Here is a 24,702-nt window from a genome sequence, read left to right as displayed (position 1 = left end):
CGGAGAACGGATACGCCATGACGCGCAAGCAGCGACGTATGACCATCATCGGCGGCTCGCTCGCAGTGCTCGCGCTCGCGGCCGCGCTGGTGCTCAATGCTCTGCGCGACTCCATCGTGTTCTTCTCGACCCCGACCATGGTGGCCGAAAAGCATGTCCAGCCGGGCAAGCGTTTTCGTCTCGGTGGCCTGGTTCAGCCGGGCTCGCTCCAGCGCGGCGACAATCTCGCGGTGACGTTTGAAGTCGCCGACGGCGGCGCCAAGCTGCCCGTCGCCTATAAGGGCATTTTGCCCGATCTGTTCCGCGAAGGGCAGGGCGTCGTCGCCGAAGGCGCGCTCGACGCCAACGGCGTGTTCAAGGCCGACACCGTGCTCGCCAAGCACGACGAGACCTATATGCCCAAGGATGTTGCGGATGCCCTGAAGAAGCAGGGGCACTGGAAGGACGACTACGGCGCCAAGGCGTCTGATGGCATCAAGCCTTCGGCGACGACGGCGCAGGGCAATTCACAGGGAGCGGTGCGGTGATCGCGGAAGCTGGACATTACGCGCTGGTGCTGGCGCTCGCGCTGGCGCTGATCCAGTCCTTCGTGCCGATGATCGGCGCACGCTTGCGCGATCCCGCGCTGATGAACGTGGCGCGCTCCACCGCGCTGGCGCAGCTCCTGTTCGTCGGCGCGTCATTCATCGCCCTCGTGACCTTGCACGTGACCTCGGATTTTTCCGTCGCCAATGTCTACGAGAATTCCCACTCCATGAAGCCGTTGATCTACAAGATTACCGGGGTGTGGGGAAACCATGAAGGCTCGATGCTGTTGTGGGTGTCGATCCTGGCGCTCTTCGGCGGTCTCGTTGCCGCCTTCGGCAACAATTTGCCGCTGTCACTGCGTGCGCATGTGCTCGCAGTCCAGGCCTGGATCGCGAGCGCCTTCTATCTCTTCATCCTGATCACCTCGAATCCGTTCCTGCGCATCGTCAATCCGCCGATCGAGGGGCGCGACCTCAATCCGGTGCTTCAGGACATTGGTCTCGCCGTGCATCCGCCGATGCTCTATCTCGGCTATGTCGGCTTCTCGATCTCGTTCTCCTTCGCGATCGCGGCGCTGATCGAGGGGCGGATCGACGCGGCCTGGGCGCGCTGGGTGCGGCCGTGGACGCTGGTCGCCTGGATCTTCCTGACGCTCGGCATCGCGATGGGCTCCTACTGGGCCTATTACGAGCTCGGCTGGGGCGGCTGGTGGTTCTGGGACCCGGTCGAGAATGCGTCGCTGATGCCGTGGCTCGCCGGCACTGCGCTGCTGCATTCGGCGCTGGTGATGGAGAAGCGCAACGCGCTGAAGGTCTGGACGATCCTTCTTTCGATCCTGACCTTCTCGCTGTCGCTGCTCGGCACCTTCCTGGTGCGCTCGGGCGTCATCACCTCCGTCCACGCTTTCGCCAATGATCCGACCCGCGGCGTATTCATTCTCCTGATCCTCTGCCTGTTCATCGGCGGCAGCCTGTCGTTGTTCGCGGGACGCGCGACCTCGTTGAAGCAGGGTGGCCTGTTCGCGCCGATCTCGCGAGAGGGCGCGCTGGTGCTGAACAATCTGCTGCTCACGGTGGCCTGTGCGGTGGTGCTGTTCGGAACGCTTTATCCACTGGCGATGGAAGTGCTTGCCGACTTCAAGATGTCGGTGGGCGCACCGTTCTATAATCTCAGCTTCGCTCCGCTGTTCGTTCTGCTGCTGCTGGCCGTGCCGTTCGGGCCGATGCTGGCATGGAAGCGGGGCGATCTGCTCGGCGTCACCCAGCGCCTGCTCGCGGCCGGCGTCGCAGGCCTCGTTGTGATCGCTCTTGTCTGGGCCTGGACGCGCGGCGGCAGCGCGTTGGCGCCGTTGGCAATCGGGCTTGGCGTGTTCGTCATCGCCGGGGCCGTGACGGATCTGGCCGAAAGAACCGGCCTGTTTCGCCTGCCGTTCGCAACGACGCTGCACCGCGCCCGCGGCCTGCCGCGCTCGGCATGGGGTACGGTGTTCGCGCATGCCGGTCTGGGTGTCGCGCTGATCGGGATCGTCTGCGAGACCACCTGGAATAGCGAATATATCGCGACGATGAAGCCGAACGACGTCGCGCAGGTCGCCGGATATGATCTGAAGCTCGACGGTTTGCTCGAGCGCCAGGGGCCGAACTACCGCGAGATGATCGCCCAGTTCAACGTCAGTCGGGGTGGCAACGCTCTCAGCGTCATGACGCCGTCGAAACGCAGCTTCACAACACGCGGCTCCTCCACCACGGAAGCTGCGCTTTTGACCCGCGGCGCGAGCCAGCTCTACATCTCGCTCGGTGACGTCACCGCCGAAGGCGCGATCGCCGTGCGTATCTATCACAAGCCGTTGGTGCTGCTGATCTGGTGGGGCCCCGTGCTGATGGCATTCGGCGGCATGCTGTCGCTGTCCGACCGGCGCTTGCGGGTCGGTGCGCCGAAGCCGGCGCGGGCCAAGCAACGCCTGCAACCGGCGGAGTGATCCGATGCGCCGGATGATGTCTGCGATCGTCGCACTCATGCTGCTGGCTATGCCCGCGGTGCACGCCGTGCAGCCCGACGAGGTCATGTCAGATCCCGTGAAGGAAGGCCGCGCCCGCGAATTGTCGCGCGAGTTGCGTTGCATGGTCTGTCAGAACCAGTCGATCGATGATTCCGATGCGCCGCTCGCGCGCGATCTGCGGCTCCTCGTGCGGGAGCGGATCGCGGCCGGCGACAGCAATTCGCAGGTGCTCGACTTCCTGGTCGCGCGCTACGGCGAGTTCGTGCTGCTGAAGCCACGCTTCGAACGGCAGACCATGCTGTTGTGGCTGCTCGCGCCGCTGCTGCTGGCCGGTGGCGGCTTCGCGCTGTGGCGGCAAAACCGACGCCGCGTGCAGGCTGGCGCAGATGTGCCGCCGCCGCTGACGCCTGAGGAAGAAGCGCGGCTTGCGGCGCTGATGTCCGACGAAGCGAGTTCGCCCTAATTAGTTGGTCGGTGGGCTCATCGGCATCCGTCGCCGAAACCCTATTAAGTTCCTGTAACGCTGCGACTTTTGGCCTGTGATAAACTGCCGCATCGCGGACCATGCTTCATTACAAAAGTTTAACCCCCCAGCCAGCGCGCGGTAAGGCGGAAGCCCCCATCTTCAGCTCCGTAAGGTGCCACTATCAGGCACCGAATGGATTTCAAGGCCCTGGAGCTCTGCATGACCGACCGTCCCGATTTCACGAACCTTCCGTCCCACCGGCTGCCCCGCCGTTCGGTGTTCTCCGCCCGCAGAATCGCGCTGATGGCCTCGGTCGTCGCCGGTCTCGGCATCGCCGTTCACGGCTTCAGCCCGTCGACGTCGCCGACCGACCTGTTCTCCACCCCGGCGCACGCGCAGGTCAACAACGAGGTCAAGAAGGTCGAACGTCCGATCGGCTTTGCCGACATCGTTGAGCGGGTGAAGCCCTCGGTCATCTCGGTGAAAGTCAACATCAAGGAGAAGGCTGCGAGCAACGACGACGGTGATGATTCCGCCTCGCCGTTCCAGCCGGGCTCGCCGATGGAGCGTTTCTTCCGCCGCTTTGGCGGTCCCGATGGTTTCCCGGGCCAGAAGGGTGGTCGTAGCCGCGTCGTGCAGGGCCAGGGCTCCGGCTTCTTTATCTCCGCTGACGGTTTTGCCGTGACCAACAACCACGTGGTCGACGGCGCCGACAAGGTCGAGGTCACCACCGACGACGGCAAGACCTACAGCGCCAAGGTGATCGGCACAGACCAGCGCACTGATCTCGCGCTGATCAAGGTCGAGGGCGGCTCGAACTTCTCGTTCGCCAAGCTCGCCGACGGCAAGCCGCGGATCGGCGACTGGGTGCTCGCGGTCGGCAATCCGTTCGGCCTCGGTGGCACCGTGACCGCCGGCATCGTCTCGGCCAGCGGTCGCGATATCGGCAACGGTCCGTATGACGATTTCATCCAGATCGACGCGCCCGTGAACAAGGGCAATTCCGGCGGTCCGGCCTTCGACACCAACGGCGAGGTGATGGGCGTCAACACTGCGATCTACTCGCCCTCCGGCGGCAGCGTCGGCATCGCGTTCTCGATCCCCGCCAGCACGGTGAAGAGCGTAGTGGCGCAGCTCAAGGACAAGGGTTCGGTCAGCCGCGGCTGGATCGGCGTGCAGATTCAGCCAGTGACATCCGACATCGCCGACAGCCTCGGCATGAAGAAGGCCGAAGGTGCGCTGGTGGCGGAGCCGCAGGCGAATGGTCCGGCTGCCAAGGCAGGTGTCGAGTCCGGTGATGTGATCACGTCGGTCAACGGCGAATCCGTCAAGGACGCCCGCGAACTCGCCCGCACCATCGGCGGGTTGGCGCCCGGCGCGACCGTGAAACTCAACGTGCTGCACAAGGGCCAGGACAAGGTCGTGAACCTCACCCTGGGCCAACTGCCGAACACGGTTGAGGCCAAGGCCGACACCGATAACGGCAGCGGCAAGGGCGCGAGCAAGGGCACCGATGTGCCGAAGCTCGGCATGACGGTTGCGCCCGCCAACTCCGTGGCCGGCGCCGGCAAGGACGGCGTCGTCGTCACCGAAGTCGATCCGAAGAGCGCCGCGGCCGAACGCGGCTTCAAGGAAGGCGACGTGATTCTCGAAGTCGGCGGCAAGAGCGTGAGCAGCGCCGGAGAAGTCCGCGATGCCATCAACACGGCGCGGACCGACAACAAGAACAGCGTCCTGATGCGCGTGAAGAGCGGCGGCCAGTCGCGCTTCGTCGCAGTGCCCATCGCCAAGGGCTGACAAGGGCTAAGCCTCAGGAGGCTTGCGAGATGAAGGGTGTCGTCGGCATCAGTCGCCCCCGCCGCCGGCACTCTTCCGGGGAGCAGCGCAACGCCTGCTCCCCCTGCCTACCTTCCGGTGGAATTACGCCCCCCTCCGTCGGAAGGCCTAGGGCGGTGAGGTCCCCCCAGCTTCACCGCCCGCCTTTTTGCCTACCTAAGTCTCGTTCGCTTGGCTTGCATGCGATTGCCGCTCGCGCCATGTTCAGAGAAGGTTGACCTCCTTGACCGCCGCCGAACGCACGATGCGCCTCCTCATCATTGAAGACGACCGCGAATCCGCCGACTATCTCGTGAAGGCGTTTCGCGAGGTCGGACACATTGCCGACCTCGCCGGTGACGGCGAGGAGGGCCTCGCCATGGCCGAGAACGGCGATTACGACGTGCTGGTGGTCGACCGCATGCTGCCCAAGCGCGACGGGCTGTCGCTGATCGGCTCGCTGCGCGACAAGGGCGACTCGACGCCGGTGCTGATTCTCTCCGCGCTCGGACAGGTCGATGACCGCATCAAGGGCTTGCGCGCCGGCGGCGATGACTATCTGCCAAAGCCCTATTCTTTCGCCGAGCTGCTCGCCCGCGTCGAGGTGCTGTCGCGCCGCCGCGGGGGACCTGCCGAGGATACGCTTTACCGTGTCGGCGACCTCGAGCTCGACCGGCTCTCTCACCGCGTCGCCCGCGGCAAGGACGAGCTGACGCTGCAGCCGCGCGAATTCCGCCTGCTCGAATATCTGATGAAGCATGCCGGCCAGGTGGTGACACGCACCATGCTGCTGGAGAACGTCTGGGACTATCATTTCGATCCGCAGACCAACGTGATCGACGTGCACATTTCGCGGCTGCGCTCCAAAATCGACAAGGGATTCGAGCGGCCGCTGCTGCACACGATCCGCGGCGCCGGGTACATGATCCGTGATGGGATACGTTGAAGCTCTGTAAAAATAGGGATTGTGTGATTTCGGCCCGCCGATCGCTTACCATACGTCCGCTTCGAGTTTGCGGCAGGCGGTTTACGTCGTCGCCAAGTCAATAGCCCGGCCGGATCCTCCTTAAGCCGCGGGCGACACTCTGGAGTGCTCCGTCCGTCTCAGGACGTTGCAGTTTCAGTGCGTCGTCCGAAGCGGCTCTCATCCAAGATCTCCACCTCGTCAGGCGCCGTCAGGATCAAGGGCATCGCCTGAGGGTGAATTGTTGCACCGACCTCGGCATTCGCTCGATCGTCAGGATCGCGTACAGGTCGTTGGTGGTCTCGCCCTCCTTGACCTTCCGGACCGACGTCCAGTTCGTCCATATGCAGAATCAGGCGAGCGGACGGGTCTCGTCGAGAGCGAGCCAGATGTCGCCGCCTTGGGCCTTGTCGACCTCGCTCGAACAAGTTGAACCACACGACGCAGCGTGTTCAGGCCAAAGCAGTAGGTTTGGCGGGATGCGCTGTCCGTGGATGGTGGTCGTGAAGATAGACGGCGAGCTCCTGCCGGAGGGACTCCTCGCCTTTGACAGCGTCTTCGAAGAGGCGCTCCTGGATATCCCGCGGCAGCTCGGCCCAGACGCGTAGCGCAGCATTCCCGATTGCGACCGCAAGTCGACCCTTATCGCTCATTCTTGATCTCCGTAACACAGAGCCGCAGGTCAATGCTCAGCCCGAATTGGCCGCGCCTGATGCGTTCTCGCTCTCAGGAACTGTCACCCTCACGGCGTGGCTCTGCCGGATGGCCAGAGAGGTAACCCGCGGCGACGACGTCCCGTTTATCTCTAGAAGCCGTAGTTCAGGCCAACGCGCACCAGATTGCCGTTATTGCGAAATCTATACGTGATCGTATTGCCCGCATCGCCCGGAAGCGGGGCGTAATCCAGGGTGAGGTTTTGCGCGCCAAGATCGTAGTAGAGGTATTCGAACTTGGCCCTCCAGTTGCTGGAAAATGCGTACTCCAGGCCGCCGCCCACCGTCCACCCCACGCGAACCGCCGCCGAGTTGGCACTGATCAGAAATGGGCCAGCGCCGTCTGGCACGCCAATGGTATAGATACTGTCATCGACCCTGCCGTAGGCTAGGCCACCGGTCATAAACGCAAGCAACCTGTTGTTCAGGGTCGTAAACCCAAGGCGACCGCGTACGGTCCCAAGCCAGCCCAGCTTTTGGGTAGCGGATTCGGTATTGGCGTCGATGATGCCGCCGCCGATGAAAGGGGTCGCCGGGAACACGCGCGTGTCGGTCTTGTTCAGGCCGCTGGAGTTGATGTCGGCTTCAATACCTGCGACCCAATTTGACCCGAACTGGAAATTGTATCCAACCTGAGCCCCGCCGGCGAAAGCGGTATCACCGACGCCGAACCTCGGAAATTGGCCAACGGCCTGGCGCCCGGAAAAGTCAACGCCGGTGGTCGTAAAAGACACGGGGTCCGCCCCTGTACCGCTCCACATGACGCCCACGCTCCCGCCCAGGTAGAACCCGGACCAGCTGTAGGCGACCGGTGCCGCTCCCGCAGGCGCCGCCTTGTACACTGGCGCGAGATCGGCCGCGTTGACCGAACCGGTGATCACGATCGTGGCGATAGCAGCAGAAATCCACGTCTGCACAGACTTTCTCCCGTTGCCTGGCGGACCTATTTAACCACAAGCGCGAAACGATGCCTGTGCACTTCAGGTAACACCTTGTGAAATAGTGCAAGTCGCTCTCAGTGCGCCGCCTTCATGGTGCCTATTGCTCGGGTCTAATGTGCGGTTGAAAAATGGAGCCGTGAAGTTCCACGCGGCTATCGCCCGAGACCCTTGGTCGAAGGGTGAAACCCATCAACGCTCCGCCTCAGAAATATTCCACTTTACCGAAATTTGGAATTGCAGCGCGCAAGATGGGTTTCGCTTCCGCTCCGCCCACCTTGGCGGAAAAGATCAGTATGGGCGCGTGGCGCGAAGTGGTGTCGGCGGTGACGGAGCGTTGCCGATTGCAGCTTGGCCAGGCGGATCGAGATCGTGTTCTGGTAATCAGCGCTGCCACCATCGATCGCCTGCTCGTCGATGTGAAGATTGCGGCGAACGGCGGCACCTTGAGACGCGGATCAAGCCGGTTGCGGGTATGATCCCGCTCGCGTAACGACCCGATGCTTCGCGGCGCAACATCCGGCGCGCGACCGGTCTACCCCCTTTGCGCCACGTTTGGGCTTGATTTGGTAGACAATCCTACTAACCTTGAAGTCGAAAAATGATTGTGACTGAGTGTTCGCCAGTGCTCAGGCGATCATGACCAGCCTACGTCGGCTGCCGTTATTCATAGTGGGACCACCATTGTGGGGGACCACCATTATTTTTAGGAAATGATTGCGACGACGCCCGTCGGGAGATGGACGATGACCGAAGAAAGAATTGTTCGTTTGCGAACCAATAGAAACAACATTGATCGATATCGGCGGCTGCTGAAAACGAATCTAAGTGAAATCGAGCGGCAATACCTCGAAAGGCGCTTGTCCGAAGAGCAAGCAGAAATGGAAATGAACATGAACATGGAGCGCGGTTGAGCCGCCGCCGATTATGGTGGGGCTAAATGACCACGCGGGTGTTGTTAAGGGGGACATTGCGATGGTGAAGTCAGTCGTTTCCCGTGAGGCTTTTCGTGGCTTGTTTGCTCTTTATGCAGGGAGGGCTCACCACGATCACCAGCATGATGCTGAAAACCGGATATTGCAGCTATTCGTGTCAACCAAAGACATTCCTGACTATCTACTCGAGCTATGGTCGGCCCCCACGCAGCCGCTCGGCCCCGAAACTGTTGGCTCCATACTCAGCCCGCCCGCGCGCCAGATCGCCGATGGCCGCGCACATTACGACCATGCCAGCAACTTTCTCCATGCTCTCCTCAGAGACGTAGGTCGAAACGCGCACTGAACGATTCCGTCCGTTCTTCTTGGAAACGCTTGCCCTTTTGGGAGGCACCGCACGTGAATGCGTGGGTGAAGCGGCAACAATTGTGGCGTTCATGTCTATCTACGATCCATTGCGAATGAGGTTGGGGAACGTGCGGGGCCCGGACGTTCGACTCACATTTGCGGAAATCGAAGTAATTCTCGGACGACCGTTGCCCGCCTCCGCCTACAAATTCAGTGCATGGTGGGGAAATGAAAGCTCCCGCAAAGCCGGTCACACGCAATCCAAGGCGTGGCTTCTCGCCGGCTTTGAGGCAAGGGTCTCTCTAGCGCGGAAAGCGGTCGAATTTCATCGAGCCTAACGGTCGCCGCTTGCGCTCCAACCTGCTGGTCCAATATTGACTACGCTGGCTAAACGCAGACCGCCGGTCGTATCAGCTTTTCGGCTCGACGTGGCCGCGGCCGACTGATCTTTTTGCCGCTCCCGATTGTTCAGCTCGACGCGCCTCGTGGTGTTGAAGGGGCGCGTGGTCGTCACCCGATCTCATACCAGAAGCACGATGATGCGTGGCGCTGGGCAGGCATGACGATGATACCTTCGCGATGATGGACCAGAGCGCGAGTTGTGTTTCGCACCCCACCCGGTCTCGTAAAGGTTTGGGTTTCGCCGTTCATCGACGCGATCCCGTTGTGCGTCGGCGATGTGGCAACGGGCCGTGGATTGAACATCCGCATCTCGCGCGAGGCCGTTGAAATTACTGTTGAATGCCGTGGATGGAAAATTTGCGGGGCCGTTGTGGCGCAATTGCGCGCCCAAAGTTTGGGCACAATAATCCCTTGGTTCCGCCTAATCGAACCGAAATTCCTGCCTCAAACGTAAACATACGTTGATCCGCAATGAGACGTCGGTTGCGCTCAGACTTGTGGGCGCTGGGGGCATTCAGCACAATAGGGGAATCGATTTGGCAACACTACACTACACTGCAGGGAACAACATCAACGCGCAGGGTACCTACGCGCCAGCAGCGGCGGGCTTCAACTTGGCCGACGTCTCGTCGGTGAGCGAACTCAATGCGTTGCCGGCCGGCGTGCAGGGCATGGTCTACCTTGATCAGGGCAGCGGCGTCACTCAGAGCTTCATTGACGCAGTGAAGGCCTACATCGGAAATCCGAAAGTCTACGGATTCTACCTCAAGGATGAGCCGGATCCCACGGGCCAGTACAATACGCTGGTGACGGCGGCCAACCTCAAGGCTGAGTCGGACTATATCCACGCCAACGTTCCCGGCGCAAAGACCTTCATCACCATGATGAACATGGGGTCTTCGGAAAATCCGACTTACGCGAACACCTACAACCCGACCAGCACCCACATCGATCTGTTCGGGATCGATCCGTATCCGGTGCGGTCGGACATGAGCACGGTCGATTACAGCATGATCGACAAGGCCGTGGCGGCCGCCGAGTCCGCGGGGATTTCGGCGGACCACATCGTCCCGGTGTTCCAGACCTTCGGCGGCGGCAACTGGGCCGACGACAGCGGAGGCCACTACGTGATGCCGACCGCCGCGCAGGAACAGACGATGCTCGCTCATTGGGCGGCGGCCGTTCCACATCCGGCCTTCGACTACGCCTATGCGTGGGGTTCGCAGAACGGCGACACGGCACTCGAGAGTTCGTCAGCGCTGCAGAGCGTGTTTCTGCAGCACAACACCGGCACGAGCACGACGCTTCCGGCTGGAGGCACCGGCGGAGGCTCGACGAGCAGTTCTGGCGGTAGCACAACACCCGTGACCGGTTCGAGCGGTGGCACAACTACCGGATCGAGCGGCGGCACAGGTTCCGCCGCGGGCGGTGGTACGACCACCGGCGGCACGACCACGGGCTCAAGCAGCGGCAGTTCGTCCGGTGGTTCGACATCGACGACCGATAGTGGCCAGCACCACCACCACCATCACCATGGGCTCGATTTTTCGCAGCTTGCGACGACCGCAACGACGGCCTCGCCGGCAATCGTCCCGACGTCCACAACGTCGACTCCGACTGTGGGTGGAAGCGGCGCAACGGATGCCGCTTCCAACCACACGGATGCCGCGACCCACCTGACGGATCTGATCAGTCATCATACTGACCATCACGCGTGGCACTTCTGAGTTAAGGGATCGTTTTCGTCTACAGAGACATACGCGGGGCACGCCCCGCGTATGAGAATTGCCTAGGGGATCGCTTGCGGTCGCAGTGACCGCGAGCCGGGTGCCATTCTGCGCACGGCGGAATGTTGGAATGCGAGCGCTCGCGCTCGATCACATGCAAATTTCAACTGCTTGCCGCTACCCGATCAAGGGTCGCCCGGATATGCACATGTACGCTTCGGCAAAGGCTTCCGCGCTCGCGGATGGGTTCCGTCAGATACGTCCTGGCCTGCTTGCGGCCGGTGGATTATCGATCTTCATAAACTTGCTGGTGTTCGTTTCGCCGCTCTACACGATGCAGATCTACGACCGTGTGCTGACGAGCCGGAACGGAATGACCCTCCTGCTGCTCTCGCTGATCGCGCTCGCGGTATTCGTCAGCTACGCGGCACTCGAGCATTTTCGCAGCCGGGTCCTGGTACAAGTCGGTCTTCAGTTCGACCAGCTCCTTTCCGGGGAAGTCTTCGAGACCGCGCTGGGACATTCCCTGAGCACGAGCAGCTCGCATCACGTCCAACTGCTTCGTGACGTGGACACTCTGCGCGAGGTCTTGTCGGGCGGAGTGATCACGTCGTTGATGGACGTGCCGTGGACACCGATATTCCTGGCAATATGCTTCCTTCTCCATCCTTTGATCGGCTTGGTCGCTCTGACTGGTGCAGTTGCCATCCTTTTGCTGGCCTTCCTCAATGAGCGCGCCACCAAGGCACCGCTCATTGCGGCCGCATCGAAAAACCTTCATGCCCTGGACCGATTGACATCCTCGCTACGCAATGCCGAGGCGATCCGAGCGCTCGGAATGGGACCTGCAGTGCGCACCGCCTGGAGCTCAACACATGGCGAGGCGCTTCTCGACGGCGCCCGGGCGGGTGAGCGCGGAGGCACGCTCCTTGCGATATCCAAATTTCTGCGGATGGCTCTTCAGGTGTCGATCATGGGAGTCGGCGCCTACCTCGCGATCCAGCAGGAGATATCGGGAGGCGTTCTGTTCGCGGCATCGCTCATCATGGGGCGGGCGCTCGCGCCGGTGGAAGCAGCCGTATCGCAGTGGAAGGCCATCGTCGTCGCGCGTACGTCGTATGCACGGCTCGACGCCGCGCTTCAGAGTCGGGCCTCAGAGCGCCCGCCGACCAGGTTGCCGCCACTGGCTGGCGAGGTTTCGGTCGAAGCCGTCACAGTGCTCGTACCCGGATCCCAAATGCCGGCGGTCGCAGATGTTTCTTTCCACTTGGCCCCCGGCGAGATCGTCGCAGTGGTCGGACAGTCTGGCTCCGGAAAATCATCGCTGGCCCGCGCTCTAGTCGGCTCCTGGCCCGTCGTTCGCGGTTGCGTGCGCATCGATGGGAACGACACAAGGCATTTCGATCCCAATTTCCTTGGGGAACGCCTGGGGTATCTTCCGCAGGACGTCGAACTGTTCGCCGGCACGGTGCGCGACAATATCGCTCGCTTCCGCGAGGACGCGACGGATGAAGCGGTCGTCGAGGCTGCGCAACTGGCGTCCGCGCATGCCATGATCCAACGGCTTCCGAAAGGCTATGATACCGTCATCGGCGATAACGGGGCTGGCCTTTCGGGTGGTCAGCGGCAGCGCATCGGGTTGGCGCGCGCGCTGTTCGGCAGGCCCGTGCTGGTCGTGCTCGACGAGCCGAATGCCAATTTGGACGGCGATGGCGACCGCGCACTCGCAGATGCGATCCAGACGCTCCGGAAGCATCGCGTGACGGTCGTGATCATCAATCACCGCCCCAACCTGCTTGCCCTGGTCGATAAGATCGTCTTCATGCACGAAGGACGCCTTGGGCGGGTCGGGACACGCGACGAACTTCTTCCCGTGCTGCTGGGGCAAGCGGTCACGCCGTTTCATCGTGATACGGGAACGCCGGGTGAGCGCCGTCACCAAGTCGAAGCTCATTATGGCGGCGCTCCCCTCAACGTGCCTCTTTCGAAGCCGGCGCGTCCAGCTCACGCCACGAGGCAATGATGGACAACATGATGTCGGTCAAAGAGAACACGCTTCAAAGTGAATTCACTGAGCTTCTGACGCGCCTGAGCGCGAGCGGCAAGCCTCGCGCGCGCGACATGTTGCCCGGCGCCATCGCCAACTTGCAGTCACTGGCAAGGCGGCTTCCTCGTCTTGCGATGGCCATTGGACCGATGCTTTCGCGCTTGGGCTCGGGGCGAGGCCCTGGTGGCCCGTCCGGCGATTGGCACACCCCAGCGAGGCGGGGCTTTGCCATCGTGTTCTTCACATTCGTCGTGTTTGGCGGTTGGGCCGCCCTGGCCTCGATCGATGGCGCCGTGGTGGCCACGGGCTTGGTGGTGGTCGAGAGCGACAAAAAAGCCGTGCAGCACCTTGAGGGCGGCATCGTTCAAAGTCTGATGGTGACCGGTGACGCTCATGTCGCAGAGGGGCAAATCCTGTTGCGGCTCGACCCAACTCAGGAGCGGGCGAAAGAGGAGATTGCGCGCTCAGCTGTTTATTCGGCGGTCGCCGAGGAGGCGCGCCTCCAGGCCGAAGCCGACGGGAGCGACAAGATCACGTTCCCCGCCGAGCTGGCGCAGAAGGCCTCGGATCCATCGGCGCAACGCGCGATGGGCGATCAGAAGCGGCGCTTCGACGAACGGCGCGCTGCACGAAAAATCGAGATATCAATCCTTGATGAGCGTATCGCGCAGGCGCAACGTCAGATCGAGGGGGGCAATGCGCAAAGCAAGGCATCGCGCGCGCAGTTCGATAGTGTGAGCCAGGAATACACCAAGCTCAAGCCGCTCGCCGATCAGGGAATCGTTGCATTCGCACGCGTCGCTACTCTCGAGCGCACCAAGGCCGAGCTCGACGGAAAGATCGGCGCCTACGAGGCCGACATCGCCCGCTATGGACGCGTCATCGACGAGTCGCGGCTGCAGATCGACCAGGTCGGACAGAAGGTCCTGGAGGAAGCGACTGCCAAGCTGGCTGAGACGAGGGCGCAACTTGCCGATGCACGCGAGAAGCTGCGGGTCGCCGCTGACGTTCTGGCCCGGATGGACGTGCGTGCGCCGCGCTCCGGACGTATCGTGAATTTGAAAGTCCACACCGTTGGTGCCGTGATCAAGCCCGGCGACGTACTGATGGAGGTCGTACCCGACAATGACGTGCTCGTGGTGGCGGCAAAGGTGGCGTCCCTTGATATCAATCATGTACAGGTCGGGTTGCCCACGGAAATCCGGCTTCCTTCGTTCAAGGCGCGCTCTACCCCGATCGCCGTCGGCGAAGTCCTTTCGATCGCAGCCGATGCGGTTCGCGATGAAGCGACGCATCAACCTTACTATGAGGTCAAGGTCTCGGTGCAGGTAGCGCAATTTCCCGAGAAGATACGCGAAAAGCTCAAGCCCGGGATGATGGCCGACGTTCTGATCGCTACCGGCGAACGCACTGTTCTGGCCTATCTGACGCAACCGATGACGGATGCGGTACGGCGCGGCATGCGGGAGAACTAGCTGGCCCAAGGTGCGCCTGAACAAGCGGACCGGTCTTTGGTCAGATGGGAGGTTGCTCAGGAGTTCGGCCAGTTACAGGCTTTCGCGAGCTTGCGTCGAACCGAATCCAGGCCGGCCAACTGAAAAGTGCTTTCGTATGGCAGAGCCTTGCCGGCGTAAACCCTGATCAGGAGCTGACCGCCCTCCGGCATCGAGCGCAACAGTCGAACGACGTCACCCTGAAAGGCAAGCCTTTTGCCGCCTTCTGCAGTGCGCCAGCGCTCTTCGACGGATGGCTGGTCGTTGATCTGGTACACGACCTTCACGTCGCTGTCCGGAGGTGGCTTCCAGGAGGGCGAGGTGGATATCATCAGTTCGGTCCGACTGGCGCGACAGCGGATAGAGAACGAGGAGGGCGCTTCCTTTGTCGCTGGGCGTCCTGTGGTCTGCGCCTCGATCTGGGGCTTGTAGTCCACCGGTGAAGTCGTCTCGCTGATGATCCAGCTCTGCCCTGGCAGTGCCGGGGTGGTCGGTCCGGCTGCTTCTCCAAGCAACTCATCGACGCATTTCAGGCGTTCCATTCCTTCAAGCCGGGCGCATTTCTTCAACCGATCGGTGGCATCGCCCGCCTGTGCGTAGGTCGGCGGGCTCAGGATTGCTAACGTGATCAACGCCACCGCACCTATGCCCTTCATCGAGACAGTCCAACCGTCGCGCCCTGTGAGCGGTCGAGCCATTCCTGTGCTGCGCCGAACCGGGCGAGGCCGGGCACGTTGGCGCGGAGGCTCACATCCTTCCATTTCGGATCGAAGCCGGGCGATTGCAGCCGGTCGAGCCGACCGAACAACTGATCCACGAAGCGGGCCATGCGCACGTAGCGGTCGGATTGTTTCGGCCAGTTATAGCCGGCCAGAATGGTAGGAACCGCGATGGTCGAGATGCGTTCCCCCTGCGGCACGAGGCTCGGATAGTCGGCCGAGTTGATCGCAGACGGCAGATAGTAATCCTCGAACCGCGAATCGTACTCGACTGGCAGAAATTTGTACCCGGGCTCCCAACGTCCCTTCAGAAAGGCATCGACCGGCTTCGACGTGATGAACACGACCGCTGCGATGTCCCCGCTCTTCATCTGCTGCAAGGCGACCTGATGGGGAATGAACATCTTCTCGACATTCAGCCCCAGTCGGCTGAAGATCAGCGGTCCGGAATAGGCGGCTGCAGTGCCTTGCGTGTTGAAATTAACCTTCTTCCCCTTGAGGTCGTCGAGCGACTTGATCTCGGGACGCACAAAGACGTGCAGTTCGGCTGGAAAGAGATTGAGAATGTACACGATGCGCCGGTCGATCGACGGGACCTGGGCCTTGTACTCGTCGAGGGCGTCCGTATTGATGATCGCCGCATCCACCCCTCGCAAATAGAGCAGCGAATTGACATTCTCCGTCGCGCCAGTCGTCACGATCGGGATGACATGGAGCTTGTCTTCCTCGTTGACGACGCGGGCGATCTCCGCCGCAAGTCGAAGCGGAGCACCCTCGATGAGACCGCCTGCGAGCCCGACGGTCCAGGCATTTATGCGCTCTTTTGCGACCGTGTCGGCGTTCTTTGCCGGTGCCGCGGGTGGCGCTGTGGGTGTCCTGACAGATTGGGCGTTCGCCGCCAATTGCAGCCCGACCAGCGCCGATAGAATTGCGGACGCCAACTTGATCATGCGCATGTGTCGTTCTCCGTCGTCTGCCTGCTTCGAGATCTGGTGCGGCGCTACTTCAGCGCCTTGATGCGCTCCTCTGCACCGTCAATGCCGCCGGCTTTTGCTCTTTGATACAAGTCGCGCGCCTTAGTCCGATCGCCCGCGACTCCGCGCGCATGCCACGATTCCAGCACGGGCGGATCATAGGTCTCCGCAAGCATGAAGGCGGCCTGCGCGCTGCCACGTGCAAGAGCCAACTCCAGCAATTGGCGGGCGCTGCTGATGTCGACCTGCCGGAGCAACGCATTCGCCCGCGCAAGCAGCCTCTGCTCGTCTGCGAGGGCGCGAGGCGTCGCGCTCGCCGGAGCGGAGCGCTCCGATGCCGCGGCGACCTTCGAACCCGGATCCGCGGGCGTTTGCGCCTGCAATGTCGATGAGCCAGGTTTCACAGGAGGTTGTGGGTTGGAGGTGACCGTCCAGGCGGTGTCCAGCTCGCGTGAGCGACCTCCTCCCTCACCATTAGAAGCGGGACCGGGCGCACGCTCTTGTTTAGTCTGTTGCGGCAGCCTGCTTGCTGAGGAATTTGCTGCGGCCAGTTTTCCATTCGCGTCCTCGAGCTGGGCTCTCGCCGACGCAAGCTCGCGTGCGAGACCGTCGGCGCGCCCGCGTTCACCGGCGAGGGCCTCGTTCTGCTTCGCGGCCGTCCCGTTGAGTTCTGTGACCCTGAGGATCTCGGAATAGGCGGCGGCGAGGCTTGTGGAACGTTCCTCGACCTCCTTCCGCGTGGATGTCAGTTCGCGAAGGAGAGCTTCGCTCTTGTTCCTCTCCCTGAGCAACTCATTCTTGTTCGCGGCCTGGGCGGCATCTGTGGCCCGTGCGGCCTCTCCGGCGGCGGAACGCGCGTCGTCACGTTGGTTCGTCAACGATACCGTTTCGCGTGCAAGCGCGTCTGCTCTGTCTCGCTGTTGGCCGAGCTCGCGTTCCAGCGTCTGCTTCTGCTCGCTCTCGGCTCTGCTGGCTTTCTTGCCCGCGGCTTGCCCCGCTTCGAACTCAGCTTGGACGGAGGCGAGCCGCTTCGCGGCGGCATCTGCTCGATCTCGTTGTTGCGCGAGGTCTTTCTCCAGGGCAAGCTTCTCTTCTGCTTTCGCGCCGTCTGAGGCTTGGGTTCGAGCCGCGTTAGCCGCCGTTCGCAGGGCACCCAGTTCGGTGGCGGCGGCATCCGCCTTGTCGCGCTGCAGCTTCAATTTCCGCTCCATCGCTTCTCTTTGCGCGGCCTCGGCGGCGGCAGCTTTGGAGGCTTCGGAAGCTGCCGTCCGTGCGGTTTCGAGCTCAGCCTTAAGAGAAGTCAGCTCGGTGACGAGCGCGGCGGATTTTTCGCGTTGCTGCTTCAGCTCAGGCTCAAGCGCTTCCTTCTGCGCAACCTCTGCGGCGAGAGCCGTTTTAGCTTCTGTCGCAGCGCTCCGCGCGACGTCGAGGTCCGATCGGAGCGACGCGAGCGCGGCCGCGGCGTTCTCTGTGCCGCTTCCAGGTGCGACTATCGGATCTTGCCTGGAGTCCGCTGCGGAGATCTGCATCGCCTTCGAGGTTGCGATCCGGGCTGCGTCGAGCTCTGCCCTGAGGAATGAGAGGTCTCGCGCGAGATTGTTCACCTTATCGCGTTCCAGCTCGAGGGCGTGGGTTTGCCTGATCCCCAGCTCTATAGCCCCAATCGCGTGCTCGCGATCGAGCTGGACGGCGTTAAGCTCTGCTCGGACGCTTGCCAGCTCACGTGCGAGCCTGTCGGCTCGATCACGCTCCTGTTCAAGCGCCTGGTGCTGCCTGATCCGCTCGGTTTCAACAGCCGGGGCGCCGAACTCGATATCGTCGCGCGAGCCTCCGTGTGCAAATCCGACAAGGGATGCCAGGAGAAAAGTCGCCGCAGCGGCTGTCCGCGCAAGATCCCCGGCAAGCGGTCCGTCCTGCCGCACAGGACGAAGAGCGCCGCTCAGTGAGACAATCGTTTCGTGCGCAATTGCCGGTAGGCCCATTTTAACAGCTCAGACTGGCTCCAGGCGCCTTGTCGTTCGGCGTCATCAATGACACCGCCTTGCTTGGCGCCCTGTCGAGGTCGCAGGGTAGGTAGCCACAAGGAGGTAGCGGGGCATCGTTCCGGGAATAAAGTAGATCGTCTGCGCTGCCGCCGCGCTTTCCTTGACCGGCGCGGCCGCGCGCAACAAATTGGGACAGACCAGCTGAGGCTGCGCGTGTTCCGCACAAACCAGGGGAAGACAGCATGAACAGAACAGTCATCGTTTTCGCCAGTCTGACCTTCACTGGCGCGTTTCTGGTGAACGCGATCCAGACAGGCCATGCCTCTGCTCAGGCGGGGAGCCCAAAGCTCAACGCCAATGCCAAGATGATCGCCGGTCCCAAGCGCGTGCAAACGCACCGGCTTGTCGTCCAGGTCGACGTCAATGATCCGGCGATCATGAACCTCGCGTTGAACAACGTCAGCAACACGGTGCAGCACTATTCCGACATCGGCCAGAAGATCGAGGTCGAAGTAGTGGCGTTCGGACCAGGGTTGCACATGTTGCGAGACGATACATCGCCGGTGAAGGCCCGTATCAAGTCCATGAGCGAGACCATGCCCGAAGTTGCGTTCTCTGCATGCGGAAACACCAAGGAAAATATGGCGAAGACGGAAGCCAAGGAGATTCCACTCATCACGCAGGCGAAGGTCACCAAATCCGGCGTGGTCCGGCTGATGGAACTGCAGGAGCAGGGTTGGAGCTATCTGCGCCCCTGAAACGCAGCCGGCTGGCGCGTCGGCGCGATGCGCCGGCGGGGTACGAAATCTCAAACGGACGACGCTTTGACGCGAACATCCGGCCGCGCCGTCGCTTTCTCCTTGCCGCTCGATACGAACAGCCCGAGGAGCCCGGGCAGCAGCCGCAGATGCCGGAATACGAAGAAAGCCATGGCGAGATGCCAGATGATCAGCGCGGCAGAGCTGGCGATCGCAGCGCCGGTCAATCCAAGCCAATGGATGAACGCGATGCTGGCGAGGATGTTGATGGTGGCGCTCAGGGTCAGCAGAACGGCCGCCCCCCGTTCGTGCTCGGTCATCGTCATGATGAGCAGCAGAGATCCGAAGCCTGCCGCGATCACCTGCCCCAGGAGGAGGATGCGCAGGGCGGGGGCGCCGGCCACAAAATCCCTGCCGAACCAGGCGAGAAGTGGCTCGGCCACGATCGCCAGCCCAAGCGCGATGCCCACCGAGGTACAGAGGGTCCATAAGGTGGCCTTGGTCACGAGTGTCTGCAAGGTCGCCCGATCGTTCCGAGTGAAGAGGCTCGAGATGGTCGGTGCGAACAGGGTGTTGATCGCAGTGCGGGGCAATGCCACAAGGAATGCGATATTGAAGACCAGGCTGTATATTCCGGCCTCCCTGGTTTCTCCGAACCATCCGAGCAGGACCACACCGGCGCGGTTGAGGAGAGCTTCCGCCCCCGCGATGATCATGAACGGGACGGCAGTCTGCCGCCAGGTTACGGGTGTATATTGAGGCTCTGCCGCCCTGATTGCGTCTGGGCACAAACTCCGAACAGATCGGCTGGCGAGCACGAGTCCAATGACGGCGCCGGCGACAGTCGCCATCATGATGCCCTGTGCCTCGATGCGCGATCCGAGGAAAACACCGGCCACGACGACGATGATCACAAGTAGTCCGTCCCGCATCACGCGGTCGGGTATCAGTGCCGGAACAACGCCGCCAAAAGCGCGGACGATCGAGCAGCGTATCCATAACAGGGCCAGAATGGGGATAAGAACGAAGCCGACCAGAAAGGTGTTCGTCAACTCCGTCGAGAACGGCCTGGGCCAGATCTCGATAACGCCCGCGCCGATGAATGCGACCAGGAGGCTTATGCCAAGTGAACGTCGCTCCGCGTATTGGATGACGCCTCGTGCGAGGCCGCTCGCTCCCATGGTCTGATACGCGGACACGAAGCGCAGCAGTGCGATATCGAAGCCGAGCGCGCAAAAATAGGCGAGGATGGTTATCCAGGCGATGACATAGGCGTAGACGCCGTAAGTGTGAGCGCCGACAATTCTGGCGATCAAGAGTTGCGCGCAGGCAGTTACGCCGGCGCTGGCAACGTAGACTGAGAATGCGGCAGCTCCTCCGATCACCACTCGTCTGATCCGCGCGTGGCCAGCGCTCCGCTCATGCATTTCCATTTTCTGTCCTTGCAGTACTGGCTTACCGAACGTTCCGAAATCCAGGTCAAAATGATTCAAGGAAAATGATTCAACAGGGAGTGGTCTGAGATACTCGCTTCAACATTTTCTGGTTTGATCGTGGCGCGATTCTGTTGCTCGGCGATGCCCACGATCTGCCGTTCCAACTGTTCGACCGCCGCGGCGAGAGACGTCCGATCGAGCGACGAGATGCTCACGACGTTCCTGCCTTTCCTGCGCAACACCCCGTGCAGGACGTCGATGATGCTGCGTGAGCTGAGGCTGGTTTCCACGTCCAGCTCGAGCAGCTGTTCGAACCGTCCCCCGAGCTGATGTCGGTCGCGGAGTCGCTCCTCGAGGAGCTTGGCCGGTGCGTCGAGGCGTATCAGGATGTCTGGTTCGGGGACAAGATCCAGCGCATACGAGATCAATGCCTCGTCTGCGATGCCGCAAAGCAGTGCCAGAGAGCAAATCGCCTGGACGAACGCCTGATCAAACAGGACGATGTGCGCAATCGCGGATCTGCGAAACCAGGCGTGGGACAGCCTCGACATATACTGTAGCAGCCTGAGCGAAGAGAATGTGTTGGATGGTGGAAGTATCTTGATCAGATTAAACGCTGTCCCGAGATCGCGTGAAATCCCCTGCGGTCGGAATATCATGCACACCAATTCCACCATCGGACGAGTCAAGCGCCGCGTCGTAAAGGATATCTTCCGGAGGGCCGTCGATGGTGTGACCGTCTCGCTTGGCGAGCGCTCTGCCGGCCGATGGCTGAGTACGAGGTCCACGGTGTAGTCGCGCTCGCGCAGACGTGCCGCAAGAGTACGTGCAAGTGTGGTCTTGCCGGCGCCTGGAGGACCGAAAAACTCGATGATCATATCCATACTCGGACAAATGAAATGATTGAATTTGACCGTTCCGTCGTCTGCTCTAGAGGACCCGCCACACCTCCTTCTTCACCGCGCGAATGACGTCGGCTAGAGGCTGTTGGGCGTCGATCGAGACGACGCGCGCGCCGGAAAACGCCAGTCGCGGGATAGCCGCGATACGCTGTGTGATCACGGCAGGATCCATGTCGGGTTCGCGTCTGGCGCAAACCTCGGGCGGGACCACCAGCTTGATGACGATATCCGGTGGAAGGCGCTCGGCAAGTGAATAGGCTTTAGCTTCAAATTGGCGTAGCCAGAGCGGAATCCCGACCAGGCGCGGCATCAGCGGACCTTCGTTGAAGCCGGCGATCTCGTTCTGCGGGTATCGATCCGTAACCACGACAAGGCCGCGACGAGCCCCGCGATGCGCGGCCGACAGCTTGGACCGCTTCTCGATGGCCGTGGCCGTCGCCCAGATCGCCATGAGAGCACTGTAAACCCGGCTCGGCGGGCGATCCGAGATCTTGCCATGCGATGAGCCTTTAGGCTTGGTCTTGAACAACGGTGTGATCAAAGGCACCATCAGCTTGAGCGGCCATAGTATGAGGGAGGGGCGTCCCGATCCGGTACCGAAATAGATCGGAATGACGTCCATCTCCTCGCCGAGCCACTGCCGAATTGTCGCGACAATGGTTGATTTCCCACTGCCGTCGACGCCGATGACGGCCACGACATGCCCACCACCCGGGGCTCGTCGGCTCCATGGCCGCGGGGCCCAGAGAAAGCGTTTGTTCAGGTAACCGGCGACGAGGTGCGTGGCGCGCGCCAGGCTCCGCAATCCTGCCTCGATATCGTTGTAGGTACGGTGCGGCGTGAAGTGTCTTCGGATGCGTCGCCGCAGATGACGCTGATGTTCCAGCGCGGGCTGGCAATAAAGGGCATCGGCAACCATGTCGGCCAGCTCGGCGCCCAGAAGTTCAGCCGCTCGCCTTCTGAGTGCCGCGCGAGGAATTCGGCCGGCGAGTTCTGCGCGATCTAGTGCAAATTTGCGCGTCATTGCCTGCCAGTTGCGGAGCACGACAGGATCCGATCGCCTCAGTTCGAGGCAGCCTCGTACAATCAACAGCAATGCCTCGTCCACAGGCTCGAGGATACGGATCGGCAGCTCCGGATGAGCAATCGCTCGCCTCGCCAGGGCTTCTTCCCACGGCAGGTGAAAGATCTTAAGCAGGCTGGTGCCCGCGACCAGTCGGACATGCAGATGGAGATGCACGATCCGACCACTCGGCTCGTCATAGCCGAGATAGCTCGAGATCGATGGATGGTCACGATAGGCGACGGCGGGAAAGGACTTGAGACCGCGCTCGAGGAGGATCGTCTGAGCGCGGTGCTGATCCCGTTTTACGACAAGCAGATCGAGATCTCCGTCGCCGGTCAGGCCGCGGTAAATTCGATTGCTGCTCTTCCAGTAGAAGTAGGTGATGTCGTGCCGATCAAAGTCGTTCAAGACAGTAAGAATGAGCTGCAAGATGGCGCTATCGGCGGCCGGGCCACCGCTCGGATCTGTCCTGTGCAGGGCATCCTGTCTCATCTTTCGTGCCCTTTCCGCCCGGATGATCCTGCAAAGTCCTTCGCTTGAAGTCCGATCTCCTGCATCCACTGAAACAAAGAAGAGGTGATGGAGAAGAACCGTTGACGCATGCCGGGGCGAGGCGCGTCGGCAGCAAATTCACACGCGTCGCCATAGCCATATTGCGCATGTCTTTTGAGATCTACTTGTGTCGCGATGGCCACTGCAAAATCGCCGCGATCGTTGTCGAAGCGCCCGCAGTTGCGCAGGAGGCCCAAGGCGTTCTGAGCGACCTCCCGCCTCGTGCTCCCCCATTTGACGACGAAGAGAAGCTTGTCGGCGATCGAGGGCAGCAATCGAGCCTCAATGGCTGCAAGGACTGGCGGACCATCGATGATCACGCAATCGTAGCGTTCGCGCAGTTGGCGAATGAGCTCGGCGATCTGTTCGATGGCACTTATTGGGTCAAGTCGATAGCCGGGTATCCGAACGTAGTCGAAGCCGGCCTGAGGAATGTGCCGGATCGAGTCCGCCAACGATCGGTTCGGTAGACCGACGATATGGCGCTCGCCGGCGTTATCGAACTCGGTAACGCGCATGCCTTTGTGAAGGTCGATGCCGATCAGGAGCGCACGCCGCCCAAGGAGGCCGACATAAGCCGACAGTCCCCGCGCGAGCGTGGTTTTGCCTTCGCCGGCGATGCTGGAGGTGATCAGGACCGTTTTCGCATGGCCAGGCTCGGCCAGGCGTAACGTCGCGGCCGCGGACCGGAGCGCTTCCGCGTACGGCGAGAACGGCTCGACCCGAATATAGTCTCCGGAGTCAGGCAGGTGGTGCGTAGGTACTTGCGGGACCAGGCCGACGCAGGAGAGGTCGAACACGTCGGTGATTTCCTTCTCGCTGCGCAGCGCCTTGTCGAGCCGGTCCTGGACGAGGGCGATGAAGCTCGCGCAGATGAGCGAGACGATCAGGGCGGGGAGCACGAACAGGATCGGATTCGGAGAACTCGGTCGCGATGGCGGAGAGGCAAGCGAGAGGATGCTGACGTCCGGGTTGACGAGCTCTTCCTGTTCTCGGATCTCCTTCTGGCGCTGGAGTAGACTTGCATAAAGCTGTGCGCTGGCGGCAGTTCGGCGTTCGAGCTCGCGTGGATCGGCGCCAGCCGCCTGTTCTTCGCCGCCGACATTGCGGCCGACATCGGCGCGCCGCTGGATTGCCTGGTGCAGCGCTGCGCTGGTCCGCTCGATGTCGGCCTTGACCGTCGCCATTCGTTCGTCAAGCCGGGCCAGTTCGCCGGTGGTGTAGGCTCGTTGCTGCTCGGCATTGCTCTGAACGTAGAGCTCGACGATCCTATTGACGATGTCGGCAGCCCTCTCGGGGCTCGTCCACTGGAAGGTGACATTGATGATGCGCGAGCGTCGTTCCTGGAGAACCTGCAGACGACGCTGGAGATCGTCGAATTTCAGGCCCGCGTCGGTTCGCCTGTGATGGAATAGTGGTCCAATCCAGACACCCAGCCGTCGCTTGAGCTCCTTCAGGCCCAGCGGGCCGGCCTCGCTGGTCTCGGCCTGAGCAGCTTTCGGCGTGATGGCGGGATCCACTTCGACGTCGGACGCCAGCCCGCGAAACTTTGGATCATTCCGAAAGCTGTCGAGAACGTGGCGCAGGTGATAGGGAGATGTCAGCATGGTCACCTGAGTATCGACGGCCTGCTGGAGCGCCTCGGGACTTAGGAGAGTGCCGCCCTGAACCTGGACGACCTGCGCAGTCGCGGTATATTTGGGCGTGATGAGCACACCGGCGATGCCGGCCAAGAGCGCTCCCGCGCCTGCGATGGTGAGGATGAACTTGCTCCTCCGGCGCAGGGTCCCGATCACCTGCTGGAAGCCCGGTTCGGATGCGATCGTGGTCTGGTCGTCTTGCCGCAGGCCTTCGAATTCAGGCCTCAATGGTATGCTGTCGGCGATGAGACCCGTCTTATCCATCAACTGCATCCGTACCTCCCTGCCATTGGTC

21 protein-coding genes and 1 pseudogene are annotated in these 24,702 nt (G+C 61.9%); 13 read left to right on the top strand and 9 right to left on the bottom strand.

The genetic code is table 11. From position 1 onward, the window contains the following. The first annotated feature begins 17 nt into the window (after positions 1-17). From ccmE to ABIA96_RS00165, 5 genes are all read left to right on the top strand, one after another. Positions 18-527 carry a cytochrome c maturation protein CcmE gene (gene ccmE, locus ABIA96_RS00185; protein WP_354134998.1) on the top strand — a complete coding sequence of 170 codons (510 nt, stop codon included), beginning with the start codon at positions 18-20 and terminating at the stop codon, positions 525-527. Continuing rightward, positions 524-2,506, top strand: a complete 1,983-nt coding sequence (locus ABIA96_RS00180; RefSeq protein ID WP_354134997.1) for a heme lyase CcmF/NrfE family subunit — start codon at positions 524-526, stop codon at positions 2,504-2,506. Before ccmE ends, ABIA96_RS00180 begins: the two co-directional genes overlap by 4 nt. A 4-nt stretch (positions 2,507-2,510) precedes the next feature. Then, positions 2,511-2,990: a cytochrome c-type biogenesis protein gene (locus ABIA96_RS00175; RefSeq protein WP_354134996.1), complete on the top strand. Its 480-nt coding sequence runs from the start codon at positions 2,511-2,513 to the stop codon at positions 2,988-2,990. Between the two features lie 222 nt (positions 2,991-3,212). Next, entirely contained in the window at positions 3,213-4,790 is a 1,578-nt protein-coding gene (locus tag ABIA96_RS00170; RefSeq protein WP_354134995.1) for a Do family serine endopeptidase, read from the top strand. Positions 4,791-5,073: 283 nt separating this feature from the next. Continuing rightward, positions 5,074-5,754 carry a response regulator transcription factor gene (locus ABIA96_RS00165; protein WP_035970992.1) on the top strand — a complete coding sequence of 227 codons (681 nt, stop codon included), beginning with the start codon at positions 5,074-5,076 and terminating at the stop codon, positions 5,752-5,754. Between the two features lie 97 nt (positions 5,755-5,851). Here ABIA96_RS00165 and ABIA96_RS00160 read toward each other — a convergent pair. After that, positions 5,852-6,221 (bottom strand): annotated as a pseudogene (locus tag ABIA96_RS00160) (SOS response-associated peptidase family protein); the annotation flags it as partial. 356 nt (positions 6,222-6,577) lie between these two features. Further along, the gene (locus tag ABIA96_RS00155; RefSeq protein ID WP_354134994.1) at positions 6,578-7,402 is read right to left on the bottom strand and encodes an outer membrane protein; all 825 of its coding nucleotides are present in this window, start codon (positions 7,400-7,402) and stop codon (positions 6,578-6,580) included. A gap of 203 nt (positions 7,403-7,605) precedes the next feature. On the opposite strand from ABIA96_RS00155, the gene ABIA96_RS00150 reads away from it, so the two are divergent. The 7 genes from ABIA96_RS00150 to ABIA96_RS00125 all read left to right on the top strand — a co-directional run bounded on the left by ABIA96_RS00150 (position 7,606) and on the right by ABIA96_RS00125 (position 14,357). Continuing rightward, positions 7,606-7,902, top strand: coding sequence for a hypothetical protein (locus tag ABIA96_RS00150; RefSeq protein ID WP_354134993.1), 297 nt, complete (start codon positions 7,606-7,608; stop codon positions 7,900-7,902). A gap of 267 nt (positions 7,903-8,169) precedes the next feature. After that, positions 8,170-8,337, top strand: a complete 168-nt coding sequence (locus tag ABIA96_RS00145; RefSeq protein WP_354134992.1) for a hypothetical protein — start codon at positions 8,170-8,172, stop codon at positions 8,335-8,337. Positions 8,338-8,398: 61 nt separating this feature from the next. Further along, positions 8,399-8,704 carry a hypothetical protein gene (locus ABIA96_RS00140; protein WP_354134991.1) on the top strand — a complete coding sequence of 102 codons (306 nt, stop codon included), beginning with the start codon at positions 8,399-8,401 and terminating at the stop codon, positions 8,702-8,704. 91 nt (positions 8,705-8,795) lie between these two features. Next, entirely contained in the window at positions 8,796-9,044 is a 249-nt protein-coding gene (locus ABIA96_RS36595; protein ID WP_502918794.1) for a DUF7662 domain-containing protein, read from the top strand. A gap of 600 nt (positions 9,045-9,644) precedes the next feature. Beyond that, entirely contained in the window at positions 9,645-10,835 is a 1,191-nt protein-coding gene (locus ABIA96_RS00135) for a calcium-binding protein (RefSeq protein ID WP_354134990.1), read from the top strand. Positions 10,836-11,037: 202 nt separating this feature from the next. Continuing rightward, positions 11,038-12,858 carry a type I secretion system permease/ATPase gene (locus ABIA96_RS00130; protein WP_354135690.1) on the top strand — a complete coding sequence of 607 codons (1,821 nt, stop codon included), beginning with the start codon at positions 11,038-11,040 and terminating at the stop codon, positions 12,856-12,858. Continuing rightward, complete coding sequence (locus ABIA96_RS00125) at positions 12,858-14,357, top strand: HlyD family type I secretion periplasmic adaptor subunit (RefSeq protein WP_354134989.1); 1,500 nt, start codon at positions 12,858-12,860, stop codon at positions 14,355-14,357. Before ABIA96_RS00130 ends, ABIA96_RS00125 begins: the two co-directional genes overlap by 1 nt. 56 nt (positions 14,358-14,413) lie before the next feature. Here ABIA96_RS00125 and ABIA96_RS00120 read toward each other — a convergent pair whose 3' ends face one another. Genes ABIA96_RS00120 through ABIA96_RS00110 form a run of 3 tightly spaced genes read right to left on the bottom strand, consistent with a single transcriptional unit; the run spans position 14,414 to position 18,050 of the window. Continuing rightward, positions 14,414-15,031, bottom strand: coding sequence for a hypothetical protein (locus tag ABIA96_RS00120; protein ID WP_354134988.1), 618 nt, complete (start codon positions 15,029-15,031; stop codon positions 14,414-14,416). Then, positions 15,028-16,050, bottom strand: coding sequence for a TAXI family TRAP transporter solute-binding subunit (locus tag ABIA96_RS00115; RefSeq protein WP_354134987.1), 1,023 nt, complete (start codon positions 16,048-16,050; stop codon positions 15,028-15,030). The genes ABIA96_RS00120 and ABIA96_RS00115 overlap by 4 nt, the downstream gene beginning before the upstream one ends. A 44-nt stretch (positions 16,051-16,094) precedes the next feature. Continuing rightward, positions 16,095-18,050 carry a coiled-coil domain-containing protein gene (locus ABIA96_RS00110; RefSeq protein ID WP_354134986.1) on the bottom strand — a complete coding sequence of 652 codons (1,956 nt, stop codon included), beginning with the start codon at positions 18,048-18,050 and terminating at the stop codon, positions 16,095-16,097. A 245-nt stretch (positions 18,051-18,295) separates the two neighbouring features. Between ABIA96_RS00110 and ABIA96_RS00105 the strand changes: the two genes are divergently transcribed. Continuing rightward, on the top strand, positions 18,296-18,811 hold the full coding sequence (locus tag ABIA96_RS00105; RefSeq protein WP_354134985.1) for a DsrE family protein: 516 nt from the start codon (positions 18,296-18,298) through the stop codon (positions 18,809-18,811). Between the two features lie 50 nt (positions 18,812-18,861). Here the strand turns inward: ABIA96_RS00105 and ABIA96_RS00100 are convergent, their stop codons facing one another. The 4 genes from ABIA96_RS00100 to ABIA96_RS00085 are packed head-to-tail and all read right to left on the bottom strand — an operon-like array spanning position 18,862 to position 24,671. After that, positions 18,862-20,304: a lipopolysaccharide biosynthesis protein gene (locus ABIA96_RS00100; protein ID WP_354134984.1), complete on the bottom strand. Its 1,443-nt coding sequence runs from the start codon at positions 20,302-20,304 to the stop codon at positions 18,862-18,864. Further along, the gene (locus tag ABIA96_RS00095) at positions 20,301-21,125 is read right to left on the bottom strand and encodes a nucleoside/nucleotide kinase family protein (protein WP_354134983.1); all 825 of its coding nucleotides are present in this window, start codon (positions 21,123-21,125) and stop codon (positions 20,301-20,303) included. The genes ABIA96_RS00100 and ABIA96_RS00095 overlap by 4 nt, the downstream gene beginning before the upstream one ends. Before the next feature lie 52 nt (positions 21,126-21,177). After that, the gene (locus tag ABIA96_RS00090; protein WP_354134982.1) at positions 21,178-22,707 is read right to left on the bottom strand and encodes a hypothetical protein; all 1,530 of its coding nucleotides are present in this window, start codon (positions 22,705-22,707) and stop codon (positions 21,178-21,180) included. Further along, positions 22,704-24,671 carry a tyrosine-protein kinase domain-containing protein gene (locus ABIA96_RS00085; protein WP_354135689.1) on the bottom strand — a complete coding sequence of 656 codons (1,968 nt, stop codon included), beginning with the start codon at positions 24,669-24,671 and terminating at the stop codon, positions 22,704-22,706. Before ABIA96_RS00085 ends, ABIA96_RS00090 begins: the two co-directional genes overlap by 4 nt. Between the last annotated feature and the right edge of the window lie 31 nt (positions 24,672-24,702).

Source organism: Bradyrhizobium sp. LB11.1, from assembly GCF_040549385.1.
Taxonomy (GTDB): Bacteria; Pseudomonadota; Alphaproteobacteria; order Rhizobiales; family Xanthobacteraceae; genus Bradyrhizobium.
This window is presented reverse-complemented; position numbering and strand designations above follow the sequence as displayed.

Bases quoted from the DNA above. Each gene is read 5' to 3' on its own strand.
- ccmE (WP_354134998.1), top strand. From the start codon at position 18: ATGACGCGCAAGCAGCGACGTATGACCATCATCGGCGGCTCGCTCGCA.
- ABIA96_RS00175 (WP_354134996.1), top strand. From the start codon at position 2,511: ATGCGCCGGATGATGTCTGCGATCGTCGCACTCATGCTGCTGGCTATG.
- ABIA96_RS00170 (WP_354134995.1), top strand. From the start codon at position 3,213: ATGACCGACCGTCCCGATTTCACGAACCTTCCGTCCCACCGGCTGCCC.
- ABIA96_RS00165 (WP_035970992.1), top strand. From the start codon at position 5,074: ATGCGCCTCCTCATCATTGAAGACGACCGCGAATCCGCCGACTATCTC.
- ABIA96_RS00145 (WP_354134992.1), top strand. From the start codon at position 8,170: ATGACCGAAGAAAGAATTGTTCGTTTGCGAACCAATAGAAACAACATT.
- ABIA96_RS00140 (WP_354134991.1), top strand. From the start codon at position 8,399: ATGGTGAAGTCAGTCGTTTCCCGTGAGGCTTTTCGTGGCTTGTTTGCT.
- ABIA96_RS36595 (WP_502918794.1), top strand. From the start codon at position 8,796: ATGTCTATCTACGATCCATTGCGAATGAGGTTGGGGAACGTGCGGGGC.
- ABIA96_RS00130 (WP_354135690.1), top strand. From the start codon at position 11,038: ATGCACATGTACGCTTCGGCAAAGGCTTCCGCGCTCGCGGATGGGTTC.
- ABIA96_RS00125 (WP_354134989.1), top strand. From the start codon at position 12,858: ATGGACAACATGATGTCGGTCAAAGAGAACACGCTTCAAAGTGAATTC.
- ABIA96_RS00120 (WP_354134988.1), bottom strand. From the start codon at position 15,031: ATGAAGGGCATAGGTGCGGTGGCGTTGATCACGTTAGCAATCCTGAGC.
- ABIA96_RS00115 (WP_354134987.1), bottom strand. From the start codon at position 16,050: ATGCGCATGATCAAGTTGGCGTCCGCAATTCTATCGGCGCTGGTCGGG.
- ABIA96_RS00110 (WP_354134986.1), bottom strand. From the start codon at position 18,050: ATGGGCCTACCGGCAATTGCGCACGAAACGATTGTCTCACTGAGCGGC.
- ABIA96_RS00105 (WP_354134985.1), top strand. From the start codon at position 18,296: ATGAACAGAACAGTCATCGTTTTCGCCAGTCTGACCTTCACTGGCGCG.
- ABIA96_RS00095 (WP_354134983.1), bottom strand. From the start codon at position 21,125: ATGATCATCGAGTTTTTCGGTCCTCCAGGCGCCGGCAAGACCACACTT.
- ABIA96_RS00090 (WP_354134982.1), bottom strand. From the start codon at position 22,707: ATGAGACAGGATGCCCTGCACAGGACAGATCCGAGCGGTGGCCCGGCC.
- ABIA96_RS00085 (WP_354135689.1), bottom strand. From the start codon at position 24,671: ATGGATAAGACGGGTCTCATCGCCGACAGCATACCATTGAGGCCTGAA.